This window comes from Moraxella marmotae (assembly GCF_042219885.1).
Lineage (GTDB): Bacteria > Pseudomonadota > Gammaproteobacteria > Pseudomonadales > Moraxellaceae > Moraxella > Moraxella marmotae.
Window position 1 is genome coordinate 1,300,444 of sequence record NZ_JBHJHR010000002.1, and the last position, 22,090, is coordinate 1,322,533.

The 22,090-nt window shown below is 46.2% G+C and carries 11 protein-coding genes; 5 read left to right on the forward strand and 6 right to left on the reverse strand.

From position 1 onward, the window contains the following. The first annotated feature begins 5 nt into the window (after positions 1 to 5). Positions 6 to 10,349 carry an autotransporter outer membrane beta-barrel domain-containing protein gene (locus ACFBZI_RS06075; protein WP_375715504.1) on the forward strand — a complete coding sequence of 3,448 codons (10,344 nt, stop codon included), beginning with the start codon at positions 6 to 8 and terminating at the stop codon, positions 10,347 to 10,349. A 667-nt stretch (positions 10,350 to 11,016) separates the two neighbouring features. On the opposite strand, the gene xerA is transcribed toward ACFBZI_RS06075, so the two are convergent. Further along, the gene (gene xerA / locus ACFBZI_RS06080) at positions 11,017 to 12,030 is read right to left on the reverse strand and encodes a site-specific tyrosine recombinase/integron integrase (RefSeq protein WP_375715505.1); all 1,014 of its coding nucleotides are present in this window, start codon (positions 12,028 to 12,030) and stop codon (positions 11,017 to 11,019) included. Next, positions 12,030 to 12,929: a diaminopimelate epimerase gene (gene dapF / locus ACFBZI_RS06085; protein WP_375715506.1), complete on the reverse strand. Its 900-nt coding sequence runs from the start codon at positions 12,927 to 12,929 to the stop codon at positions 12,030 to 12,032. Before dapF ends, xerA begins: the two co-directional genes overlap by 1 nt. An 84-nt stretch (positions 12,930 to 13,013) precedes the next feature. On the opposite strand from dapF, the gene ACFBZI_RS06090 reads away from it, so the two are divergent. Next, a complete protein-coding gene (locus tag ACFBZI_RS06090; protein WP_375715507.1) occupies positions 13,014 to 13,181 on the forward strand; it encodes a hypothetical protein in 168 nt (55 codons plus the stop codon). A 202-nt stretch (positions 13,182 to 13,383) separates the two neighbouring features. Here the strand turns inward: ACFBZI_RS06090 and lysA are convergent, their stop codons facing one another. Together lysA and lptM are read right to left on the reverse strand one after the other, a co-directional pair. Further along, positions 13,384 to 14,694: a diaminopimelate decarboxylase gene (lysA, locus tag ACFBZI_RS06095; RefSeq protein ID WP_375715508.1), complete on the reverse strand. Its 1,311-nt coding sequence runs from the start codon at positions 14,692 to 14,694 to the stop codon at positions 13,384 to 13,386. Positions 14,695 to 14,814: 120 nt separating this feature from the next. Next, positions 14,815 to 14,961 (reverse strand): LPS translocon maturation chaperone LptM, encoded by a 147-nt coding sequence (gene lptM, locus ACFBZI_RS06100; protein ID WP_375715509.1) that lies wholly within the window; start codon positions 14,959 to 14,961, stop codon positions 14,815 to 14,817. 699 nt (positions 14,962 to 15,660) lie between these two features. Here lptM and ACFBZI_RS06105 point away from each other — a divergent pair. Continuing rightward, positions 15,661 to 16,842: an acetate/propionate family kinase gene (locus ACFBZI_RS06105; protein WP_375715510.1), complete on the forward strand. Its 1,182-nt coding sequence runs from the start codon at positions 15,661 to 15,663 to the stop codon at positions 16,840 to 16,842. Between the two features lie 152 nt (positions 16,843 to 16,994). Beyond that, entirely contained in the window at positions 16,995 to 18,467 is a 1,473-nt protein-coding gene (gene pta / locus ACFBZI_RS06110) for a phosphate acetyltransferase (protein ID WP_375715511.1), read from the forward strand. Between the two features lie 180 nt (positions 18,468 to 18,647). On the opposite strand, the gene ACFBZI_RS06115 is transcribed toward pta, so the two are convergent. Together ACFBZI_RS06115 and yaaA are read right to left on the reverse strand one after the other, a co-directional pair. Then, the gene (locus tag ACFBZI_RS06115; RefSeq protein ID WP_375715512.1) at positions 18,648 to 19,529 is read right to left on the reverse strand and encodes a pirin family protein; all 882 of its coding nucleotides are present in this window, start codon (positions 19,527 to 19,529) and stop codon (positions 18,648 to 18,650) included. A 298-nt stretch (positions 19,530 to 19,827) separates the two neighbouring features. Beyond that, complete coding sequence (gene yaaA, locus ACFBZI_RS06120; protein ID WP_375715513.1) at positions 19,828 to 20,601, reverse strand: peroxide stress protein YaaA; 774 nt, start codon at positions 20,599 to 20,601, stop codon at positions 19,828 to 19,830. A 392-nt stretch (positions 20,602 to 20,993) separates the two neighbouring features. Between yaaA and ACFBZI_RS06125 the strand changes: the two genes are divergently transcribed. After that, on the forward strand, positions 20,994 to 22,061 hold the full coding sequence (locus tag ACFBZI_RS06125) for an enoyl-CoA hydratase/isomerase family protein (protein ID WP_375715514.1): 1,068 nt from the start codon (positions 20,994 to 20,996) through the stop codon (positions 22,059 to 22,061). The last annotated feature ends 29 nt before the right edge of the window (positions 22,062 to 22,090 follow it).

Here is a 22,090-nt window from a genome sequence, read left to right on the forward strand (position 1 = left end):
TATTTATGAAAAATATTATTGTAAAAATCAATGACGCTGTACAAACTGTACAACAAGTCAATTTGGTCACTAATGATGGTCAAGCCACCGTCATCAAAGCTGCCAAAAATGTCAATTATCAATTCATCGACCAAGCCACTGGCCGTGGTCCTGACCACATCATCACCAAGCGTGTGGGCAAAGACCTACATGTCTCACTAGAAGATGAAGGTCAAGAAACCGATCTGATTATCGAAGACTTTTATGACAACGACGCTGCCACTCTAATCGGTGAAGCAGAAAACGGTCAATTCTACTACTACCTACCAGATACTGGTGAAGTCGCTGACTATGTCACCCAACTGGCAATCGGTGATGTCGAAGGTCAAGCCCTAGGTGGTAACCCAGTCGCCGCTCCATGGTGGCTAGGTGCAACAGAAGCCAAAGCAGCCATCTGGCCATGGCTAATCGGTGGTCTATTGGGTGCAGGTGGTATTGCAGCATTGGCGAGTGATGATGACGATGCACCAGCAGCGTCAAATAATAACAACACTCCGAATCAAGCAGGTGGCGAAACCACACCAGCCCAGCCAAATCAACCAAACAATGGTGGTGAAACTACGCCATCTAACCCAGCACAGCCTGGCAATAACGGTGAAGCCACACCAACCCAGCCAAATAATAATGGTGAAACCACACCGAACAATCCAGAGCAAAATGGCAATACTGGCAATGGTGATAATGCACCAAATCAACCAAGCAATGGTGGTGAAACTACGCCATCTAACCCAGCACAGCCTGGCAATGGCGGTGAAGCCACAAAGCCACAAGCACCAACAGCAACTCCGAATGCAAACGGCTCTGTTGATGTTGGCTTACCAGAGCAAACAAATCCAGGCGATGTCGTAGAAGTTACCTTTACTCCAAAAGGTGCAAATGAGCCGGTGACAGTTGTTCTAACCAAGCAACCAGATGGCTCTTGGAAGTCAGAAAATCCAGCTGTATTGCCAAGCCCAGCGGCGGACAAGCCAAATACCATCACAATCCCTGCTGATCAAATCGGTGGTGACCACACTGTCAGCGTGGTTGCAAAAGATCCAGCTGGCAATTTCAGTGAAACCATCACTACTGAGCCAGTGGACGCACCAGACACTACCGCACCGTCAGCACCAGTATTGACCGCCAATAAAGACGGCTCAGTTGGCGTAGAGTTGCCAAAAGATGCTGAAGCTGGTGATGTGGTTATTATCAATGTTGTCCCTGAAGGTCAAACAGATTCTGTACCAGTTACCTTGACCAAAAACGAAGATGGTACTTGGATTTCTAATTCGTCTGCAATCATTCCAAATACTACAGCAGCCAACCCAAATGGCACGACCATTCCGGCTAACAAAGTAAATGATGGTTCAGAAATCACCGCAGTAGCACAAGATACAGCAGGCAACAAAACTCCAGCAAAACCTGCCACAGCTCTACCAGCTCCAAAAGCTGACAAGCCAACGGTCACTGCCGAAGATGATGGCTCTGTTAGCGTCAAACCAGGTCCAGACAACACAGAAGTTGTGGTGAAATTCACCGATGAAAATGGTAAACCGCAAGAAATCACAGTGAAATATGATTCACAGCGTGATCAATGGGCAACAGATCCTGAAGACGATGAAAGAGTAACAATCAGCGGTCCAGGCAAAGATGCAACCTTTACCATCCCGGCTGGTTTGATTGAAGATGGTTCTAAGGTTGGAGCGACTGGCGTCAATGAAAATGAGGTAGCATCTGATCTGGGTGAAGATACAGCGAAAACAGATACGCCAATCGTTACTGCCAAAGAAGACGGCACTGTCGATGTTAAAGTACCTGAAAACACCAAACCAGGCGACAAAGTGACTGTTAAAGTAACTGACCCAGCTACAGGTGAAGAAAAACCAGTAGAGTTGGTGAAAAACGAAGACGGTTCTTGGACTTCAAACAACCCTGACGTTGTGCCAAGCATTCCAAAAGATGAAACCACTGCAACTATCCCAGCGGATAAAGTCAAAGATGGTTCACCAGTGACTGCAATCACTACACCAAAAGATGGCAAACCTTCAGAACCAGCTCAAGACGAAGCCAAACCAGGCACACCAGCACCAAAAGTGACCGCCAACGATGACGGCTCTGTGGGTGTTGAAGTTCCTGAAAACGCTAAACCAGGCGATAAAGTAACTGTAACTGTTACTGATCCAGCTACAGGTGAAGAAAAACCAGTAGAGTTGGTGAAAAACGAAGACGGTTCTTGGACTTCAAACAACCCTGACGTTGTGCCAAGCATTCCAAAAGATGAAACCACTGCAACTATCCCAGCGGATAAAGTCAAAGATGGTTCACCAGTGACTGCAATCACTACACCAAAAGATGGCAAACCTTCAGAACCAGCTCAAGACGAAGCCAAACCAGGCACACCAGCACCAAAAGTGACCGCCAACGATGACGGCTCTGTGGGTGTTGAAGTTCCTGAAAACGCTAAACCAGGCGATAAAGTAACTGTAACTGTTACTGATCCAGCTACAGGTGAAGAAAAACCAGTAGAGTTGGTGAAAAACGAAGACGGTTCTTGGACTTCAAACAACCCTGACGTTGTGCCAAGCATTCCAAAAGATGAAACCACTGCAACTATCCCAGCGGATAAAGTCAAAGATGGTTCACCAGTGACTGCAATCACTACACCAAAAGATGGCAAACCTTCAGATCCAGCTCAAGACGAAGCCAAACCAGGCACACCAGCACCAAAAGTGACCGCCAACGATGACGGCTCTGTGGGTGTTGAAGTTCCTGAAAACGCTAAACCAGGCGATAAAGTAACTGTAACTGTTACTGATCCAGCTACAGGTGAAGAAAAACCAGTAGAGTTGGTGAAAAACGAAGACGGTTCTTGGACTTCAAACAACCCTGACGTTGTGCCAAGCATTCCAAAAGATGAAACCACTGCAACTATCCCAGCGGATAAAGTCAAAGATGGTTCACCAGTGACTGCAATCACTACACCAAAAGATGGCAAACCTTCAGAACCAGCTCAAGACGAAGCCAAACCAGGCACACCAGCACCAAAAGTGACCGCCAACGATGACGGCTCTGTGGGTGTTGAAGTTCCTGAAAACGCTAAACCAGGCGATAAAGTAACTGTAACTGTTACTGATCCAGCTACAGGTGAAGAAAAACCAGTAGAGTTGGTGAAAAACGAAGACGGTTCTTGGACTTCAAACAACCCTGACGTTGTGCCAAGCATTCCAAAAGATGAAACCACTGCAACTATCCCAGCGGATAAAGTCAAAGATGGTTCACCAGTGACTGCAATCACTACACCAAAAGATGGCAAACCTTCAGATCCAGCTCAAGACGAAGCCAAACCAGGCACACCAGCACCAAAAGTGACCGCCAACGATGACGGCTCTGTGGGTGTTGAAGTTCCTGAAAACGCTAAACCAGGCGATAAAGTAACTGTAACTGTTACTGATCCAGCTACAGGTGAAGAAAAACCAGTAGAGTTGGTGAAAAACGAAGACGGTTCTTGGACTTCAAACAACCCTGACGTTGTGCCAAGCATTCCAAAAGATGAAACCACTGCAACTATCCCAGCGGATAAAGTCAAAGATGGTTCACCAGTGACTGCAATCACTACACCAAAAGATGGCAAACCTTCAGAACCAGCTCAAGACGAAGCCAAACCAGGCACACCAGCACCAAAAGTGACCGCCAACGATGACGGCTCTGTGGGTGTTGAAGTTCCTGAAAACGCTAAACCAGGCGATAAAGTAACTGTAACTGTTACTGATCCAGCTACAGGTGAAGAAAAACCAGTAGAGTTGGTGAAAAACGAAGACGGTTCTTGGACTTCAAACAACCCTGACGTTGTGCCAAGCATTCCAAAAGATGAAACCACTGCAACTATCCCAGCGGATAAAGTCAAAGATGGTTCACCAGTGACTGCAATCACTACACCAAAAGATGGCAAACCTTCAGATCCAGCTCAAGACGAAGCCAAACCAGGCACACCAGCACCAAAAGTGACCGCCAACGATGACGGCTCTGTGGGTGTTGAAGTTCCTGAAAACGCTAAACCAGGCGATAAAGTAACTGTAACTGTTACTGATCCAGCTACAGGTGAAGAAAAACCAGTAGAGTTGGTGAAAAACGAAGACGGTTCTTGGACTTCAAACAACCCTGACGTTGTGCCAAGCATTCCAAAAGATGAAACCACTGCAACTATCCCAGCGGATAAAGTCAAAGACGGTTCACCAGTAACTGCAATCACTACACCAAAAGATGGCAAACCTTCAGAACCAGCTCAAGATGAAGCCAAACCAGGCACACCAGCACCAAAAGTGACCGCCAACGATGACGGTTCTGTGGGTGTTGAAGTTCCTGAAAACGCTAAACCGGGCGATAAAGTAACTGTAACTGTTACTGATCCAGCTACAGGTGAAGAAAAACCAGTTGAGTTAGTGAAAAACGAAGACGGTTCTTGGACTTCAAACAACCCTGAAGTTGTGCCAAACATTCCAAAAGATGAAACCACTGCAACTATCCCAGCGGACAAAGTGAAAGATGGTTCACCAGTGACTGCAATCACTACACCAAAAGATGGCAAACCTTCAGAACCAGCTCAAGATGAAGCCAAACCAGGCACACCAGCACCAAAAGTGACCGCCAACGATGACGGCTCTGTGGGTGTTGAAGTTCCTGAAAACGCTAAACCGGGCGATAAAGTAACTGTAACTGTTACTGATCCAGCTACAGGTGAAGAAAAACCGGTTGAGTTAGTGAAAAACGAAGACGGTTCTTGGACTTCAAACAACCCTGAAGTTGTGCCAAACATTCCAAAAGATGAAACCACTGCAACTATCCCAGCGGACAAAGTGAAAGATGGTTCACCAGTGACTGCAATCACTACACCAAAAGATGGCAAACCTTCAGAACCAGCTCAAGACGAAGCCAAACCAGGCACACCAGCACCAAAAGTGACCGCCAACGATGACGGCTCTGTGGGTGTTGAAGTTCCTGAAAACGCTAAACCGGGCGATAAAGTAACTGTAACTGTTACTGATCCAGCTACAGGTGAAGAAAAACCGGTTGAGTTAGTGAAAAACGAAGACGGTTCTTGGACTTCAAACAACCCTGACGTTGTGCCAAACATTCCAAAAGGTGAAACCACTGCAACTATCCCAGCAGACAAAGTCAAAGATGGTTCACCAGTGACTGCAATCACTGCACCAAAAGATGGCAAACCTTCAGAACCAGCTCAAGACGAAGCCAAACCAGGCACACCAGCACCAAAAGTGACCGCCAACGATGACGGCTCTGTGGGTGTTGAAGTTCCTGAAAACGCTAAACCAGGCGATAAAGTAACTGTAACTGTTACTGATCCAGCTACAGGTGAAGAAAAACCAGTAGAGTTGGTGAAAAACGAAGACGGTTCTTGGACTTCAAACAACCCTGACGTTGTGCCAAGCATTCCAAAAGATGAAACCACTGCAACTATCCCAGCGGATAAAGTCAAAGATGGTTCACCAGTGACTGCAATCACTACACCAAAAGATGGCAAACCTTCAGATCCAGCTCAAGACGAAGCCAAACCAGGCACACCAGCACCAAAAGTGACCGCCAACGATGACGGCTCTGTGGGTGTTGAAGTTCCTGAAAACGCTAAACCAGGCGATAAAGTAACTGTAACTGTTACTGATCCAGCTACAGGTGAAGAAAAACCAGTAGAGTTGGTGAAAAACGAAGACGGTTCTTGGACTTCAAACAACCCTGACGTTGTGCCAAGCATTCCAAAAGATGAAACCACTGCAACTATCCCAGCGGATAAAGTCAAAGATGGTTCACCAGTGACTGCAATCACTACACCAAAAGATGGCAAACCTTCAGATCCAGCTCAAGACGAAGCCAAACCAGGCACACCAGCACCAAAAGTGACCGCCAACGATGACGGCTCTGTGGGTGTTGAAGTTCCTGAAAACGCTAAACCAGGCGATAAAGTAACTGTAACTGTTACTGATCCAGCTACAGGTGAAGAAAAACCAGTAGAGTTGGTGAAAAACGAAGACGGTTCTTGGACTTCAAACAACCCTGACGTTGTGCCAAGCATTCCAAAAGATGAAACCACTGCAACTATCCCAGCGGATAAAGTCAAAGATGGTTCACCAGTGACTGCAATCACTACACCAAAAGATGGCAAACCTTCAGATCCAGCTCAAGACGAAGCCAAACCAGGCACACCAGCACCAAAAGTGACCGCCAACGATGACGGCTCTGTGGGTGTTGAAGTTCCTGAAAACGCTAAACCAGGCGATAAAGTAACTGTAACTGTTACTGATCCAGCTACAGGTGAAGAAAAACCAGTAGAGTTGGTGAAAAACGAAGACGGTTCTTGGACTTCAAACAACCCTGACGTTGTGCCAAGCATTCCAAAAGATGAAACCACTGCAACTATCCCAGCGGATAAAGTCAAAGATGGTTCACCAGTGACTGCAATCACTACACCAAAAGATGGCAAACCTTCAGATCCAGCGAAAGACACAACCAAAGAAGGTGGTGATAAACCTGGCGACAACGGTGAAACTACACCAACCGACCCAGCACAACCTGGCGACAACGGTGAAACTACACCAACCGACCCAGCACAACCTGGTGACAACGGTGAAACTACACCAACAGACCCAGCACAACCTGGCGACAACGGTGAAACCACACCAACAGACCCAGCACAACCTGGCGACAACGGTGAAACTACACCAACAGACCCAGCACAACCTGGCGACAACGGTGAAACCACACCAACAGACCCAGCACAACCTGGCGACAACGGTGAAACCACACCAACAGACCCAGCACAACCTGGCGACAACGGTGAAACTACACCAACCGACCCAGCACAACCTGGTGACAACGGTGAAACTACACCAACCGACCCAGCACAACCTGGTGACAACGGTGAAACTACACCAACCGACCCAGCACAACCTGGTGACAACGGTGAAACTACACCAACCGACCCAGCACAACCTGGTGACAACGGTGAAACTACACCAACAGACCCAGCACAACCTGGCGACAACGGTGAAACCACACCAACAGACCCAGCACAACCTGGCGACAACGGTGAAACTACACCAACAGATCCAGCACAACCTGGCGACAACGGTGAAACTACACCAACAGATGAGAAACCAGCAGAACCATCTCGTACTGCACCAAGTGCACCAACAGTGACTTTTGATAAAGATCAAAACGCTGACGGTATCTTAAGCGGCAAAGAGAAAGCGGGTGCGAATACAACCACTGCTAAGGTAACTATCCCAGAAGATGCCAAACCAGGTGATACCTTGAAAGTGACTGTAGGTGGCGAAGAGAAATCTATCTCACTTACTCCAGAGATGATCGCTCAAGGCAGCCATACCGTAGACGTTCCTGTGACTAAAGACGGTCCAGTGACTGTAACGGCTAAAGTTTCTACGCCTGAAGGTCTTGAATCTGCTGAAGGTAGCAAATCTATCACCGTGGATACTACAGCTCCATCAATGCCTGTATTGACGCCAAATTCAAATGGCTCAGTAGGCGTAGGATTGCCGAAAGATGCTAATGTGGGTGATACCGTTGAGGTTAGACTTATTCCAGAAAATGGCGAGAAACTGGTTACTGTTACCTTAACCAAAGGTGCAAATGGCTGGACTTCAGACGATCCAAACCTTGTGCCGAATACCAGCACAGATAGTACGACGATCCCTGAAGGTGCCGTGAAAGATAGAACAACTGTATACGCAGTCGCCAAAGATCCTGTGGACAATGTAAGTGATAGAGATTCAAAATTATCACTCGCACCAGCACCAAGCAAGGTTAAGACGGTTGATGTCATTGCACCACTTACTTTCCCAGGTGCAGAGGGTTCTAAGGGTATCCAAGAAGGTAACAACCTTATCCTTCGTGTGACAATGGATAACAATACCGGTAATTCAAAAGTTCCAGTAAATATTGGAAGAGAGACTGCAACTCAACAAGATTATGCACTAAATACCGAATGGAAAGCGACCAATGGTGTAACATTTGATCCATCAACAGGTAACCTAAATGTGCCTAAAGGTGTTACTACCTTTGATCTTTATATTCCTGTGGTAAGAGATGGTATCCGTGAGCCTAATGAAACAGGACGATTTGGTGTGGGTGGTGTAGCTAGCCCTCGCTTTACAATTATGGATAACTTACCTCAAGGGGTGAATATCCCGCTACAACAGCCGCCTAAACCAGCGGATAAACCAACGGTAACACCAAGCACAACCGATGGTTCTGTAAGCGTGCAACCAGGTCCGAACAACACCAAGTTAACCGTGACTTACACTGATGAAAAAGGTCAAAAACAGACCGTTGAGTTAGAAAAAACAGGTAACACTTGGGCACCGAAAGCGGGCACAACAGTTCCAGCGGGCGTTGAAGTGCAACCGAACGGCACAGTCAACCTTCCACAAGACAATGTGGGTGATGGCAAAGTAGTAACTGCAATTGGTGAAAATGCAGATAAACAAACTGCACAAGACGCTAAACAAGCACCAGCGGATAGCGTTGAACAACCAGCAGAGCAGCCAGCGGAAAAACCAGCAGAGCAGCCGTCTGAAAAACCGGCTGAGCAACCAGCAACACCGCCAGCTGAAGAGAAGCCGCCAGTTGAAGAGCAGCCAGCTGAAGAGCCAGCTACACCTCCGGCTGAAGAACCTGCTAAACCAGCGGAAGAGCCAGCTACGCCGCCAGCTGAAGAACCTGCTAAACCAGCGGAAGAGCCAGCAACACCGCCAGCTGAAGAGAAACCGCCAGTTGAAGAGCAGCCAGCGGAAGAACCAGCTACACCGCCAGCTGATGAGAAACCGCCAGTTGAAGAGCCAGAAGATCCAATACCGCCGGTGATGAGCATTAAGGTTGAGGGTGATATTTCTAGTGAGATTTATCCAGCGACAAGTGAAGATAACAATCCAAATACTGGATTGACTTATACCGTATCGCTTGATAAAGCGGCAAAACAGGATATTACGGTAAGCGTACAACTATCAGGTCGTGCAACCACTGATGATTACACGATGAATGGTAGCCCAGTAAGCAATCCAATTACTGTTAGAATTCCTGCAGGTCAAACTTCAGCGAGCTTTAAGTTAGATCCGGTAATTGAAGCATCAGAAGCTAAATTCAACTATGAAGGCCCTGAAACAGTGATTGCTACGCTAAGTGAGTCAGCAGATGGTTCTTATACCCTTGCTAATAAAGAAGCAACAGGTATTATCCTTGATGCTAACCCAATCTCATTGAAACATCTTGATGGTGATTTGAGCTTGGCATACGGCGTGGGTGCGAATAATGCTGACACCGACCAAGGTGAAACAGTAAGTACTGTTAAAGGCAAATTTGGCTCGAAAGATGCAGGTGATGCGATTGTAGCCACCAACTTGAGTGACAAAATTTATATTGGCTATTACTCAGATGGCAGCCCATCAAGTTCAGCCGGTAACTTGTCTAACTCTCAAGACGATGGTCCAGCTAACAAGCAAACCGATAATGCAGCAAGTACCACAACCGTTGACTTAGGTATGGGTGATGACTTTATCCGTATCCGTGGTGACCAGCGTGGCCCGGGTGTTGCCCCAACTAAAGTCTATATGGGTGAAGGTAACGACACCTACGAATTAGGCGGTGATTTGGGCGGTACAGCGACAGCGAAAAGCGGCTATGTATTCGGTGAAGCGGGTAACGACACCTTCACTATCGGCGGACACTTGAACGGTCAAGTTTATGGTGGTAGCGGTTCTGATACGATTACCGTTGGTAAAGACTTCAATGGTATCGTGGACTTCGGTAGCGGCCGTAACTTAACAGCCATTACTGAAAACGGCTCACCGGTTTACTTGACTGAATACGCTGATGGCTCTGGTCGCAGCTTAGGTAACGATAACAATACCGATACAGCTCAAGACACCAATACTCTGACCGTTGGCGGTGCTTTCCGTGGTCAAGTTTACGGTGGTGAGGGTAAAGATATCGTTCGCTTAACCACTTCAGGAACTGTTGATATCGATAAAGACTCATTGCACAATGTTGAAGTCTTAGATCTTGCTGGTAAGATTACCCTAAAAGATCTAACAAGCAACAACGCTGTGAATCTAAATGGTCTTCATATCAACGGTGATGCATCTGATAAGATTGACCTTGGTACACAAACTGTAATCGACAGACAAAGTTTGGGAACTTGGAAGAAAACTGGCACATCACAATATGATGGTCACTCATACGATGTTTGGACAGACAGCTCAACAGGCGTCGTCTTGAATATCGAACAAGGTATCCATGTTTACTAATTTAACTGATTAGTAAACCGACCGAAGCAAATCCCCCAGTCGTATGGCTGGGGGATTTGTCTATTTTAGAGTTTTAAAATCTTAACAATGCTAAAACTTAGAATACGGCATAATGCCCAAAAGTAAAAATTTAAAACCAACCAGCCAATTTGTGGAACATCCGCCAAAAATACTGATAAATAATCAGTTTATTTTATCAAAATATTTATTATTATTTTATAATTAAGTTATCCAAAATCCGCAACACTTGATGGCATAAGGCTTACCAAAGTTTTCCCCATAAGCTGTGGATAACTTGGCGGATTTTATCAGCTGATACACACCAAAGCCAGATAAGCCAATGCCTGAAGCGAAATTGTACAAAAATTAACCAATTTTATCCCAATAAAATAAACCATTATAAATCAATAAGTTATAAAAATATTGCTGCAGTTTTTATGCCAAATATCCACATATTGCAGGGTATTTTATCTGCATGACTGTGGTTTTGAGTTTCACAGCTTATCCACAAAATATGTGGAAAAAATTGTGGATAACTTTATTTTTTGTAAAATTTTAAGCCAGAATCTGATAGAAGTGCAATCTAAAATTTATTTGATAAACATGGCAGTTTGACAGTAGATTTTTAAAAACCAAAAAAAACCAAAAAACCAATCAGCCGTGCGGCTCAATCATTTTTGGGTAGGCGTGGGGTGGTTTGGTTGTGACGGCTGGCACGGGGGTGGGCTTGGTCATAGACACGAGTGAGCGCACCAAAATCCACATGGGTATAAATCTGGGTGGTGCTGATATTTTGGTGGCCGAGCATTTCTTGTACGGCACGCAAGTCGCCACTGGCGGATAGCAAATGCGATGCAAAACAATGCCGCAACAGGTGCGGATATAGGTTCAGATCAATGCCAGCGGTGGCAGCACAGACTTTTAGGCGTAGCTGTATCGCTCGTGTGCTAAGCCTTGTGCCGTGTCGTTCGCTGATGAATAAGGCTGGTGAATTTTGCTCTTGCCACAGTGTACGGTGCGGCAGATAGTTGATGATGGCAGCGATGGCCTTTGAGCCGACAGGGGTTTGCCGAGTTTTGTTGCCCTTACCCAGTACACGCACGATGCCAGTTTCTAGATTGATATCGCCAATATCCAGCGATGCCAATTCTGACACTCGCAAGCCGCTACTGTACATCAGCTCAAACATTGCCTTATCTCGCACCCACAGCCGAGCTTTGGCGGCGTCTGTCGGCATGGGCTGGTCTAGTAGCCTAGCGATGAGTGATTCGTCAGCGACGGTGGGCAGCTTTCGGGGGGCGGATTTTAGGCGATAGCCGACAGTGGGGTTGTGCGTGATTAAGTTTTTATTGATTAAAAATTGATAAAAACTTTTGATGGCGGATAATGCCAGCTTGGCACTGATGGGCTTGATGCCGTCTTCTTCAAGGCGAGTGCCAAAAAACCGCACCAAATCCTGCCGTGTGCAGGCGGCGACATCACCGCCTAACTGTCGGTCAGCGTCCACGAAGTTTAAAAAGCGTATCAATGCCGTCTGATAGGTGCTGATGGTGCGTTTGGAATAGTTTTGTAGTTGTAAGGACTCGAGCCAAGCCTGCACATACGCCCAAGCAGTTGAGTTGGGCGGTGTCGGCTTGGCAGATGGGTCAAGGTGGGCTAATAATGCAGACAATCTGCTCATCAATAGACATCGTCAGCGTTTGGGTTGAGCTTGATGCCAGCAGATGCCGCCAGACCGTCTGGGCTGAACACGCCTTCATAAACAAAGGCAGTCGGCCCAGTCATCATCAGTGAGTAGCCGTCTTGCCAGCGAATCGCCAGACTGCCGCCATACAGCTGGGCACGAATGTCCACACCTTCGTCCAGCCAGCCTTCACGGATACCTGTCGCCACTGACGCACATGCCCCTGTGCCACAGGCTTGGGTTTCGCCCACGCCCCTTTCAAAGACACGAATGCGAATATGGCGTTGATTGATGACTTGCACAAAATTGACATTCACACGCTCAGGGAAAGCTTCGTGCGATTCGATGAGCCTGCCCAGACGCTCAACATCGGCAGTCAGCACATCGTCCACTTTGATGATGGCGTGTGGATTGCCCATATTTGCCACATACAGCTGCACAGGCGTACCATCGACATCTAGGCGATAGGCATTGCCGATTTTGGTGATGGCTTTTGGGGCAAAAGGAATCTCATCAGGCTCAAACTTAGGCTTGCCCATATCAACCTGCACCCAGCCGTAGCGATCGGTGGATAAAATGATAATACCGCTGGCAGTCTCGACACGCAGCCGCTGCTTAAATGACAATTTGCGTGCCTGCACAAAGGACGCAAAACAGCGTGCGCCGTTGCCGCATTGTGAGACTTCCGAGCCGTCAGCGTTAAAGATGCGATATTTAAAATCAACATCAGGACGACTTGGCGGCTCAACCACGAGCAGCTGGTCAAAGCCAACACCGATGCGGCGATCGGCAAGCAGACGCACCAATTCAGGCGTGAGTGTCATGCGTTGGGTGACTAGGTCAATGACCATAAAATCATTGCCCAATCCGTGCATTTTGGTAAATTCGATGAGCATTGTTTGTCCTTATTTTTAATTATCAGGTAATTGCTAAGCGTTGAATCATGCGTTTGGTAGATATCGTTTTGCAGATATTGCAATGTGCCAAATCAGCGTGCCGCCGATGGCTCAATTATCCAATCCAATCTAAGCATTTTGGTCAATCTTGGTTGGTATCTTAACATGAAAACGGTAAACTTGGCTAATGCTTTTGTGCAATATTGCCGAAAAATTCACCATCAGCGGTGCTTTGTCGGCGTTTATCCATAAAATACTGGGCAAGCAGATTTTATGGCAATTAACCATAAATTGATAATTTAATAATTTTATGAAATGTGCCAAAAATTATTCCAAAAAATGCCCCAAAAAATGATTTTGGGGCATTGGTATTACTCAAAAAAGATTATTCGGAGAATTGATAAATTTAGGTAATCAATTTAATTAATAAATAAATCATCAAATCGTCTGATGGTTAAGCGATTTCACCACGCCACAAATCGTCCAACACTTCACGCTGGCGGATAAGGCGATGCTCGCCATCATCAACCATCACTTCGCAAGGGCGGGGGCGGCTGTTATAATTGCATGCCATGCTAAAGCCATACGCCCCAGCACCAGTAACAGCAAGCGTATCACCGACCGCAAGCGACAAGGCACGATTTTTGCCCAAAAAGTCGCTGGACTCGCAGACCGTGCCGACTATGTCCCAAGTTTGTACATCGCCTGTGGTGTCTAGCTTGGTTGGGATAATCGCCATGACCGATTGATACAGAGCAGGGCGAATCAGCTCGCTCATTGATGCATCAACGATGGCGAAGTTTTTAAACTCGGTGGGTTTTAGCACATCGACACTGGTCAAAAGCACGCCAGCATTGGCAAGCAGGCTACGCCCTGGCTCAAGGTAGAGTTTTAGCCCCAGTTTTTGTAGGCGTGGCAGCAGCAAATTGGCAAAATCATTAACGCTAACAGGATTTTCGTCGATATAACGCACGCCCAAGCCACCGCCAAGGTCAATGTGTTGTAGCGTGATGCCGTGGGTTTTTAGCTCATCAATCAGCTCAATCAGCTTATCTAAAGCGTCAGAAAATCCTTGAGCATCGAGCAGTTGTGAGCCGATATGGCAGTCAATCCCTGTAATTTGCAAATGCGGCAATTGTTTGGCGTGCAAATAGGTGGCGATGGCTTGCTCGTGGCTGATGCCAAATTTGTTATCCTTCATGCCAGTTGAGATATAAGGGTGCGTTTTGGCATCGACATCAGGATTGATACGCAGCGAAATGCGAGCGGTCTTATTTAGGCGAGCCGCCACCGCTTCGATGGTGTCCAGCTCACTGACGGCTTCGACATTAAAGCAGTGAATATCAGCAGACAGTGCGTATTCGATATCATCAGGTGTTTTGCCCACGCCAGAATACACGACTTTTGAGCCATCGGTTACTTGTAGCACACGAGCCAGCTCACCTTTTGAGACGATATCAAAACCAGCACCTGCTTGGGCAAGCGTCTTAATCACAGCAAGGTTTGAGTTGGTTTTGACGGCATAGCAAATCTGGCTATCAATACTGGCAAAAGCCTGTGTATAAGCCGCAAAATTGTCCAAAATCGCACGGCGAGCATAGACATACAAAGGCGTGCCGTACTGCTGCTTTAGGGTGTGGCTGTCCACGCCGTCAATGTGCAGCGTGTCATTGACATAGTCAAAATAGGGCAAATTGGCGGCCAGTTTTTTGGCGTCGATATGCAGTGCGTCATCTTGGGTGTGGCTGACAGGGCTAAAGCTCATGAATATTCCTTTTGTAGAGATTGATAAATGTAGTATAAGTAAATACAGTATTTTATAAAATTAAAAATAAATGCCAATTAAATGCAAATTAAAAAACCTGTAAACGGCTTGGCAAATGGCTCAATAATCGTTTGGGTCATCGCTGGCGGGTGCGGTATCAACCATCGGCGTGCCGTCTGTGGGCAGATACAAAGGGCCTTTTTGACCGCAGCCAGTCAGCACAGCACCCACGACAACCAAGCCAAAGCATAAAAATAGCGTTTTCATCTGTTATCCAACCATTCAAAGTTATCTAAAAAGTTATTCAAGTTATCTAAAATTATTCAAAGTTATTGAACATTACCCAAAGCCATCTAAAGTTAGCCAAAACCACCCAAATGGGCAAAATTATCCAAAATTTTCTGATAAAAATTCATGACATTTGCCGTTTTGGATTGTCGTTTAAAAGGCTTGGCAATTGACATATAATCTTAGCATCGGCAGACAATCGCCAATCGCATTAAACCTAAGATTGTAGCACATCTTTGGCACAAGATAACCGTGCTTGACATGAATTTATCAAAATTTATCTTAAAATCCACATCAAAATTTGCCAAACGCATCAAAACTGCCAAAATCAACCAAATTTGACGGCAAATCACGCAAGTTTGGCGTTTTGTATGGCTGCTTTGGTGTGGTTTTTTAAGCTGTTTTTAAGTGGTATTTGGACAATTTTGGTATTTTTTATAAAAATTTAATCAATTTTATATAAACTGTCGGTCAATTTTAGGCAAAATGGTGCAAAATTTGAGTAAATTTTATGCAGCTTTTGACTGATGAAATTTTTATTACCAAAAATTGTATTTATCACTTGACAATGGCAGCAATCACGGTTAATTTATCATCTATTTTGGGAGCAAAAGTCAGCTAAAGTGGTATGGCTTTAATGTCAAGGCAAGACTTTCATTTTTGAATTAAGGAGCAATTATGGATTTAGTGAATCCAACACTGGTTTTGAACTGTGGTTCATCGTCAATCAAATACGCACTCATCAGCGAAGATGGCGAAAGCCGCATTGAAGGTCTTGCTGAAGCATTGGGCAATAACGATGCACGCATCAAGCACACGCATCTTGACGGCACCAAAGAAGAAATCAGCCTACCGGGTGCAACGCATCAACTGGCACTCAAAAAAATCTTAAATTTAATTGAACAATATCACCCAGTGGCGGTTGGCCATCGTGTGGTACATGGCGGCCGTGAATTCTCATCGGCGGTGCGAGTGGACGATCATGTCTTGAGCGAAATCAAGCGTCTGTCTATCCTTGCACCATTGCACAATCCAGCCAACGCTGCTGGTATCGAAGCGGTGCAGGCGATTTATCCAGATTTGCCACAGGTGGCGGTATTTGACACCGCATTTCACCAAACCATGCCAGAAGTGGCATTCCGCTATGCTATCCCAAAAGAGCTGTACGAAAAAGACCGCATTCGCCGCTATGGTTTCCATGGCTCATCACACGCCTATGTGTCCAATCGTGCCAGCGAATTGAGCAGCAAAAACGGCAAGCATGGCTGGCTGGTGGCTCACTTGGGTAATGGCTGCTCGGCGACGGCTGTCTATGACGGTCAAAGTCTAGACACCAGCATGGGCTTGACACCGCTTGAAGGCTTGATGATGGGTACTCGCAGCGGCGATGTCGATCCAAGTTTGCACATTCACCTGCATCGTACGCTGGATTTGTCCATCGAAGAAATTGACACGCTACTGAACAAAAAGAGCGGTCTGCTTGGCGTATCAGGCTTATCAAACGATATGCGAACCGTTGAGCAAGCTGCCAAAGATGGTGACAAAAACGCTCAGCTGGCACTGAATATGTTTGCTTATCGTGTCGGTAAATATCTGGCAAGCCTAAGCTGTGCCTTGCCAGAGCTGACTGGTATCGCCTTCACTGGTGGTGTGGGCGAAAATGCCGCACAAATGCGAGCGGACATTTTGTCGGTGATGCGTCATTTTGGCATCAAAATTGACGAAAGCAAAAATGCCGAGACAATCCGTGGGGCAGAAGGCAGCTTCCATGCCGAAGATTCAGCCCTTGAGCTGTGGGTTATCCCAACGGACGAAGAGTTCCAAATCGCTCACGAAAGTCGCATGGTATTGGGTCTATAATGGATAAACCAACCACAAAAACCGTTCATTTTGAGCGGTTTTTGTGCGGATATTGGCATAAAATTTTGTCAAGTTGTTAAGATTTGCCAAATTTTTACCAACCATTGATGAAATGATGAAATTTTGAACATTTGTAAATTAGAAGAACCGTTATGAAAGCATTATTACTGATTCCAACTTTTCAATCTGACAATTTTTCAACCATCGCCAAAAATTTCGCCAAAGCCATCGGTGCATCATTTTTGTCGCCATTCACCGCCCAAGGTGAGCAGCAGCTGCGTCAAGCGGTCAGTGCTGCCAAGCTTGATGAGCTTTTGGAGACAATCGTAGCGACACAGACCGAAGCCTTGAGCGTGGTACAAGGCGTGCCAGCGTCTGCTGCTGCACCGTATGCCAGCCGTGTTAATGGCGATTTGGCAAATGGCTTGGACGCTGATGTGCTGTTTGTCAGCCAAAATGCCGATGAATTGGCGGTATTTGCCGCAGCCTTTGGTGGTACTGGCTCATCTCGTGTGCTGGGCGTGATTGCCGCTGATGCTGGTGATTTTGGCGATGTGGCGGTGTGGGCAACGGTCAATGGCGATGCACTGCAGCTCAATGATGAAGTGATTGATGGCTATAAAGCCGCCAAGCGTGAGAAAAAACTGTCGCCTTATGCGTTTCGCAATCAAGTGGTCAAAAAAGCCCAATCCGCCAAAAAGCGTATCGTCCTACCTGAAGGCGATGAGCCACGCACCATCGAAGCGGCGGCGATTTGCCAAAGCCGTGGCATCGCCCAGTGCGTGCTTTTGGGTGAGCGTGCTACCATCGAAGCGGTTGCCGCTGCTCGTGGCGTTAGCTTGCCAGCGGATATTGAAATTATCGAGCCTGCCAGCATTGCCGACAAATATGTCGCTCCAATGGTTGAGCGTCGCAAAGGCAAGGTGGACGAAGCAGGGGCAAAACAAGCTCTAACCGACACAGTGGTGCTTGGCACGATGATGCTACATATGGGCGATGTCGATGGCTTGGTGTCAGGTGCGGTACACACCACAGCCGATACCATTCGCCCTGCATTTCAGTTGATCAAGACCGCACCGCAGTATTCGCTGGTGTCTAGCGTGTTTTTTATGCTGTTGCCTGAGCAAGTGGTGGTCTATGGCGACTGTGCGGTCAATCCAAACCCAACCGCCGAGCAGCTTGCCGAAATCGCCATTCAGTCGGCAGAATCTGCCAAGGCGTTTGGCATCGATCCTAAAGTGGCGATGATCAGCTACTCAACCATGAATTCTGGTGCTGGCGAAGATGTCGAAACGGTCAAGGCAGCGGTGCAAATTATCCGTGAAAAAGCCCCAGAGCTAAAAGTCGATGGTCCACTACAATTTGACGCAGCGACTGTGGCAAATGTCGGCAAACAAAAAGCCCCAAATTCTGCGGTTGCCGGTGAAGCCAATGTGCTGATTTTTCCAGATTTGAATACAGGTAACACTACCTATAAAGCAGTACAGCGTACTGCTGATGTGGTCAGTGTCGGTCCGATGCTACAAGGTCTAAATAAGCCTGTCAATGACTTATCTCGTGGTGCTTTGGTGGACGACATCGTTTATACGATTGCTTTGACGGCGATCCAAGCCATCGGCGAATAAGCATGATAAATGGATTTTAATTGCTGGTTTAATTAAAACTGTAATCAAATTTATTCATTAAAACTGCCGATTAAGTTTAATAAAAAAACAGACTTTTGTGATAAAAGTCTGTTTTTTTGTCAATTGAATTGATTTATCATAATAAAACCAATCAATCAAATCCATAAATCAAGCTGTAAATCAAACTTTGGCGTGTTGGACGATTTGCCCAAATTTGCCCATTTTGAGATCATCAAAGGCTTGGACAATCTGTGCCTTGTCATTCATCACAAAAGGGCCGTAGCCTGCGATGGGTTCGTTGAGCGGCTCACCTGTCAAAATCAGCAATTGGGCATCGTCATCGGCTTGTAGTGTCAGCTGACTGCCGCCACGATGAAAGCTGACCAGCTGGCAGGTGTTTGCAATTTGCTCATCGTTAATTTGGACGCTGCCACTTCGCACCAAAATCAGCAAATTATGGCTTGATGGCAAGGTAAAAGTATGGCGGCCGCCTGATTTGATTGCCAAATCCCAAAGGTTAATAGGACTAAAAGTATCCGCCGCACCTGTGATGCCATCAAGTGTGCCAGCGATAATTCGTGCGGTGATGCCATCTTTTAGGCTGACTGTGGCAATCTCATCACGGCCAATGGCTTGGTATTTTGGCGTGGTCATCTTGTCTTTGGCGGGCAAATTGACCCACAGCTGCACCATCTCAAACATACCGCCAGTGGCCGAAAACGCCTTAGAGTGAAATTCTTGGTGCATCACGCCAGAGCCTGCGGTCATCCATTGCACATCGCCAGTGCCGATAGTACCGCCGCCACCTGCCGAGTCTTGATGGCTGACTTCCCCTTGATAAGCAATGGTTACGGTCTCAAAGCCACGATGTGGGTGTTCGCCCACGCCACGATGGGCATCGCTGGCATTGGCAGCAAAAAATTCAGGCGACGCATAATCCATCAATAAAAACGGATCGAGATTTTTGTCGGTTTGTTGATAATGGAACATATTGTGGACAAAAAAGCCATCGCCGACCCAGTGTTTTGCTGGTGCTGGATAAATTTGGGATACTTGTTTCATAGCTTGTTTCATAATAACACTCTCTAAATTGATAATTTATAACTGATAGTTATCATTAAGATGCTGTTATTATAAAGATTTGCTAAGCAGAGTAAATGGCTAAGGTTGCAATTTAAACTTGCAAAATTGCAAAGCCACAATGCTAACAATCACAAAATAACAAGCCGTAAAATTGCAAAAAAAAATTAGCCAAAGAAATGATTTTGGCTAATTTGATTTGATAAAGTTTAAAACCAGTTTTGGCAATTTGCTGGCTGGACTGGCTTATTTGAGCAAATTACCCTTTGGCTCTGTGGCATCATTCATCACGGCGAAACAGCCAATTGTCCGCATCGCTCAACCCTGGAACAAAATAATAGCCATCGCTATCAAAGCCTTTTAGAGCTTCGACATCGCTGATGCGGTGTTTGGTGGCATAATTGACCATCATGCCACGGGCTTTTTTGGCATAAAAGCTGATGACTTTATATTTGCCATTTTTGGCGTCTTCAAAGCGTGGCGTGATGATGCGGCCGTTGATTTTGGCAGGATTGACCGCTCCAAAATACTCATTGGACGCCAAATTTATCAGTGTATCGCCTGTCTGTGCCAGATGCTTGTTAATTTGAGCTGTGATTAAATCGCCCCAAAATTGATACAGATTGTCCGCCTGTGCGGTTTTGAATTTTGTACCCATTTCCAAGCGATAAGGCAAAATTTTATCCAGAGGTTTTAGTAAACCGTACAGACCTGACAAAATACCCAAATGTTGGTTCAGATAACCAATCTCATCGGCGGTTAGGGCATAGGCATCAAGCCCTGTATAGACATCGCCGTCAAACAGATAAACCGCTGGCTTGGCGGTATCATCAAAAGGATATGCCCAACGCTGATTGCGTGCGACATTCAGCTCGGCGATTTTGGCGGACACGCCCATCAGCTCTTGGATATCCACGACATCGCAATTTTTGAGCGTGTGCATGAGCGTAATCGCCTGCTCGATAAGTGCAGGGCTGCTATAATGCTCGCTAAGATTGAGCGGCACAGGGGTTTTTTCGTCCAAATTTTTGGCAGGGGATAATAAAAAATACATACAATCTCGCTTTGGTCGCTGGCGGTTGCATTTGCCGCCAAAACTGTCAAACAACAATTATCAAACAATCAAAATTATCAAATTAACCAATTATCACACTAACAAAGCTAATGGTCAATGGCAAATTTAAAAAACTGATGGCTGGGTTTGGCGGATTTGTTTTTTGGGTGGATTTGATAAATTTGTTGAATTTGGCAGTCAATGTTTTATCAAAAATCTGTTTGGGGAATTGTCAAAATTTTAGTATAATAAATTTTAGCATAACCAAAGCCATGGCGAAATTTTGGGCAAGTTGCGATTGATATTGCCAAATTTTATTAATAATGAATAAATTGTAAAATTAGCCATTCATGAACATCAAAAATCAATAAAATCAGCAAAAAGGACGAGCAATGAGCATTATCACGGATTTTTTACCCATCAACGAACACCAACGCATCGGCACAATCACCCTAAATAAACCCGAAGCACTCAACGCCCAAAACCTTGAGATGGTGCGTACCACCAAGGCGACACTTCAGGCGTGGGCAGATGATGACAGCGTGGTGGCGGTGCTGCTGCGTGGAGCAGGCGAGCGGGCATTTTGTGCTGGTGGTGATATTCGCAATCTGTACCACAGCTACGATCCGAGTGTTTTCCCCAATCCGATGTCAGAAGCATTTTTTGGCACGGAGTATGATTTGTGCAAGCAAATCAACAGCTACGCCAAGCCGATTATCGTCTGGGCAAGTGGTATCGTAATGGGTGGCGGCATGGGTTTGGCGATGCCGTCCAGTCATGTCATCGTTACCGATACCACGATGATGGCGATGCCAGAAGTGAGCATTGGACTATTTCCTGATGCGGGCGGTTCTTATTTTTTGACGCACATTCCTGATAAAATCGGTCTGTTTTTGGGCTTGACAGGTGCAAGATTTAACGGCATAGACGCACTGGCTTTGGGTTTGGCGGATTTTGGTATGCCAAGCGATGCCTATGATAAGCTGCTTTTGGCACTGACGACGGCAGATTGGCAGGCTGATTCTGCGTCAAATCATCAAATGCTTAACACACTTTTAAATAATATCCAAAATACCGAAACTTTGGGCGATGGCTGGCTGCTGCCACATCGTGATACGATTGCCAAAATCGCTCAGGCGGAGAGTTTGGCGGCGTTTGACAGACTTGCCAAATCAGCCGATAATCAGCCAGAATATCTCAAAAAAGCCTTTGACAGCTATAATCAAGGTTCACCGACATCAGCAAGTTTGGCTTGGCAGCTGCATCATTTGGTTGGTGGTTTGGATTTTGATGCGGTGATGGATATGGAGTACATTGTGGCGTTGCACTGCTCGCACAATGGCGAATTTTTTGAAGGTGTGCGTGCTTTACTCATCGATAAAGACAAAAATCCAGCATGGCGATACACGCTGGACACCATGCCAGACGGCTATATTGACAGCCATTTTCAGGCGTGGTGATTGCATTTGTCAGTCAATGTCAATCCATT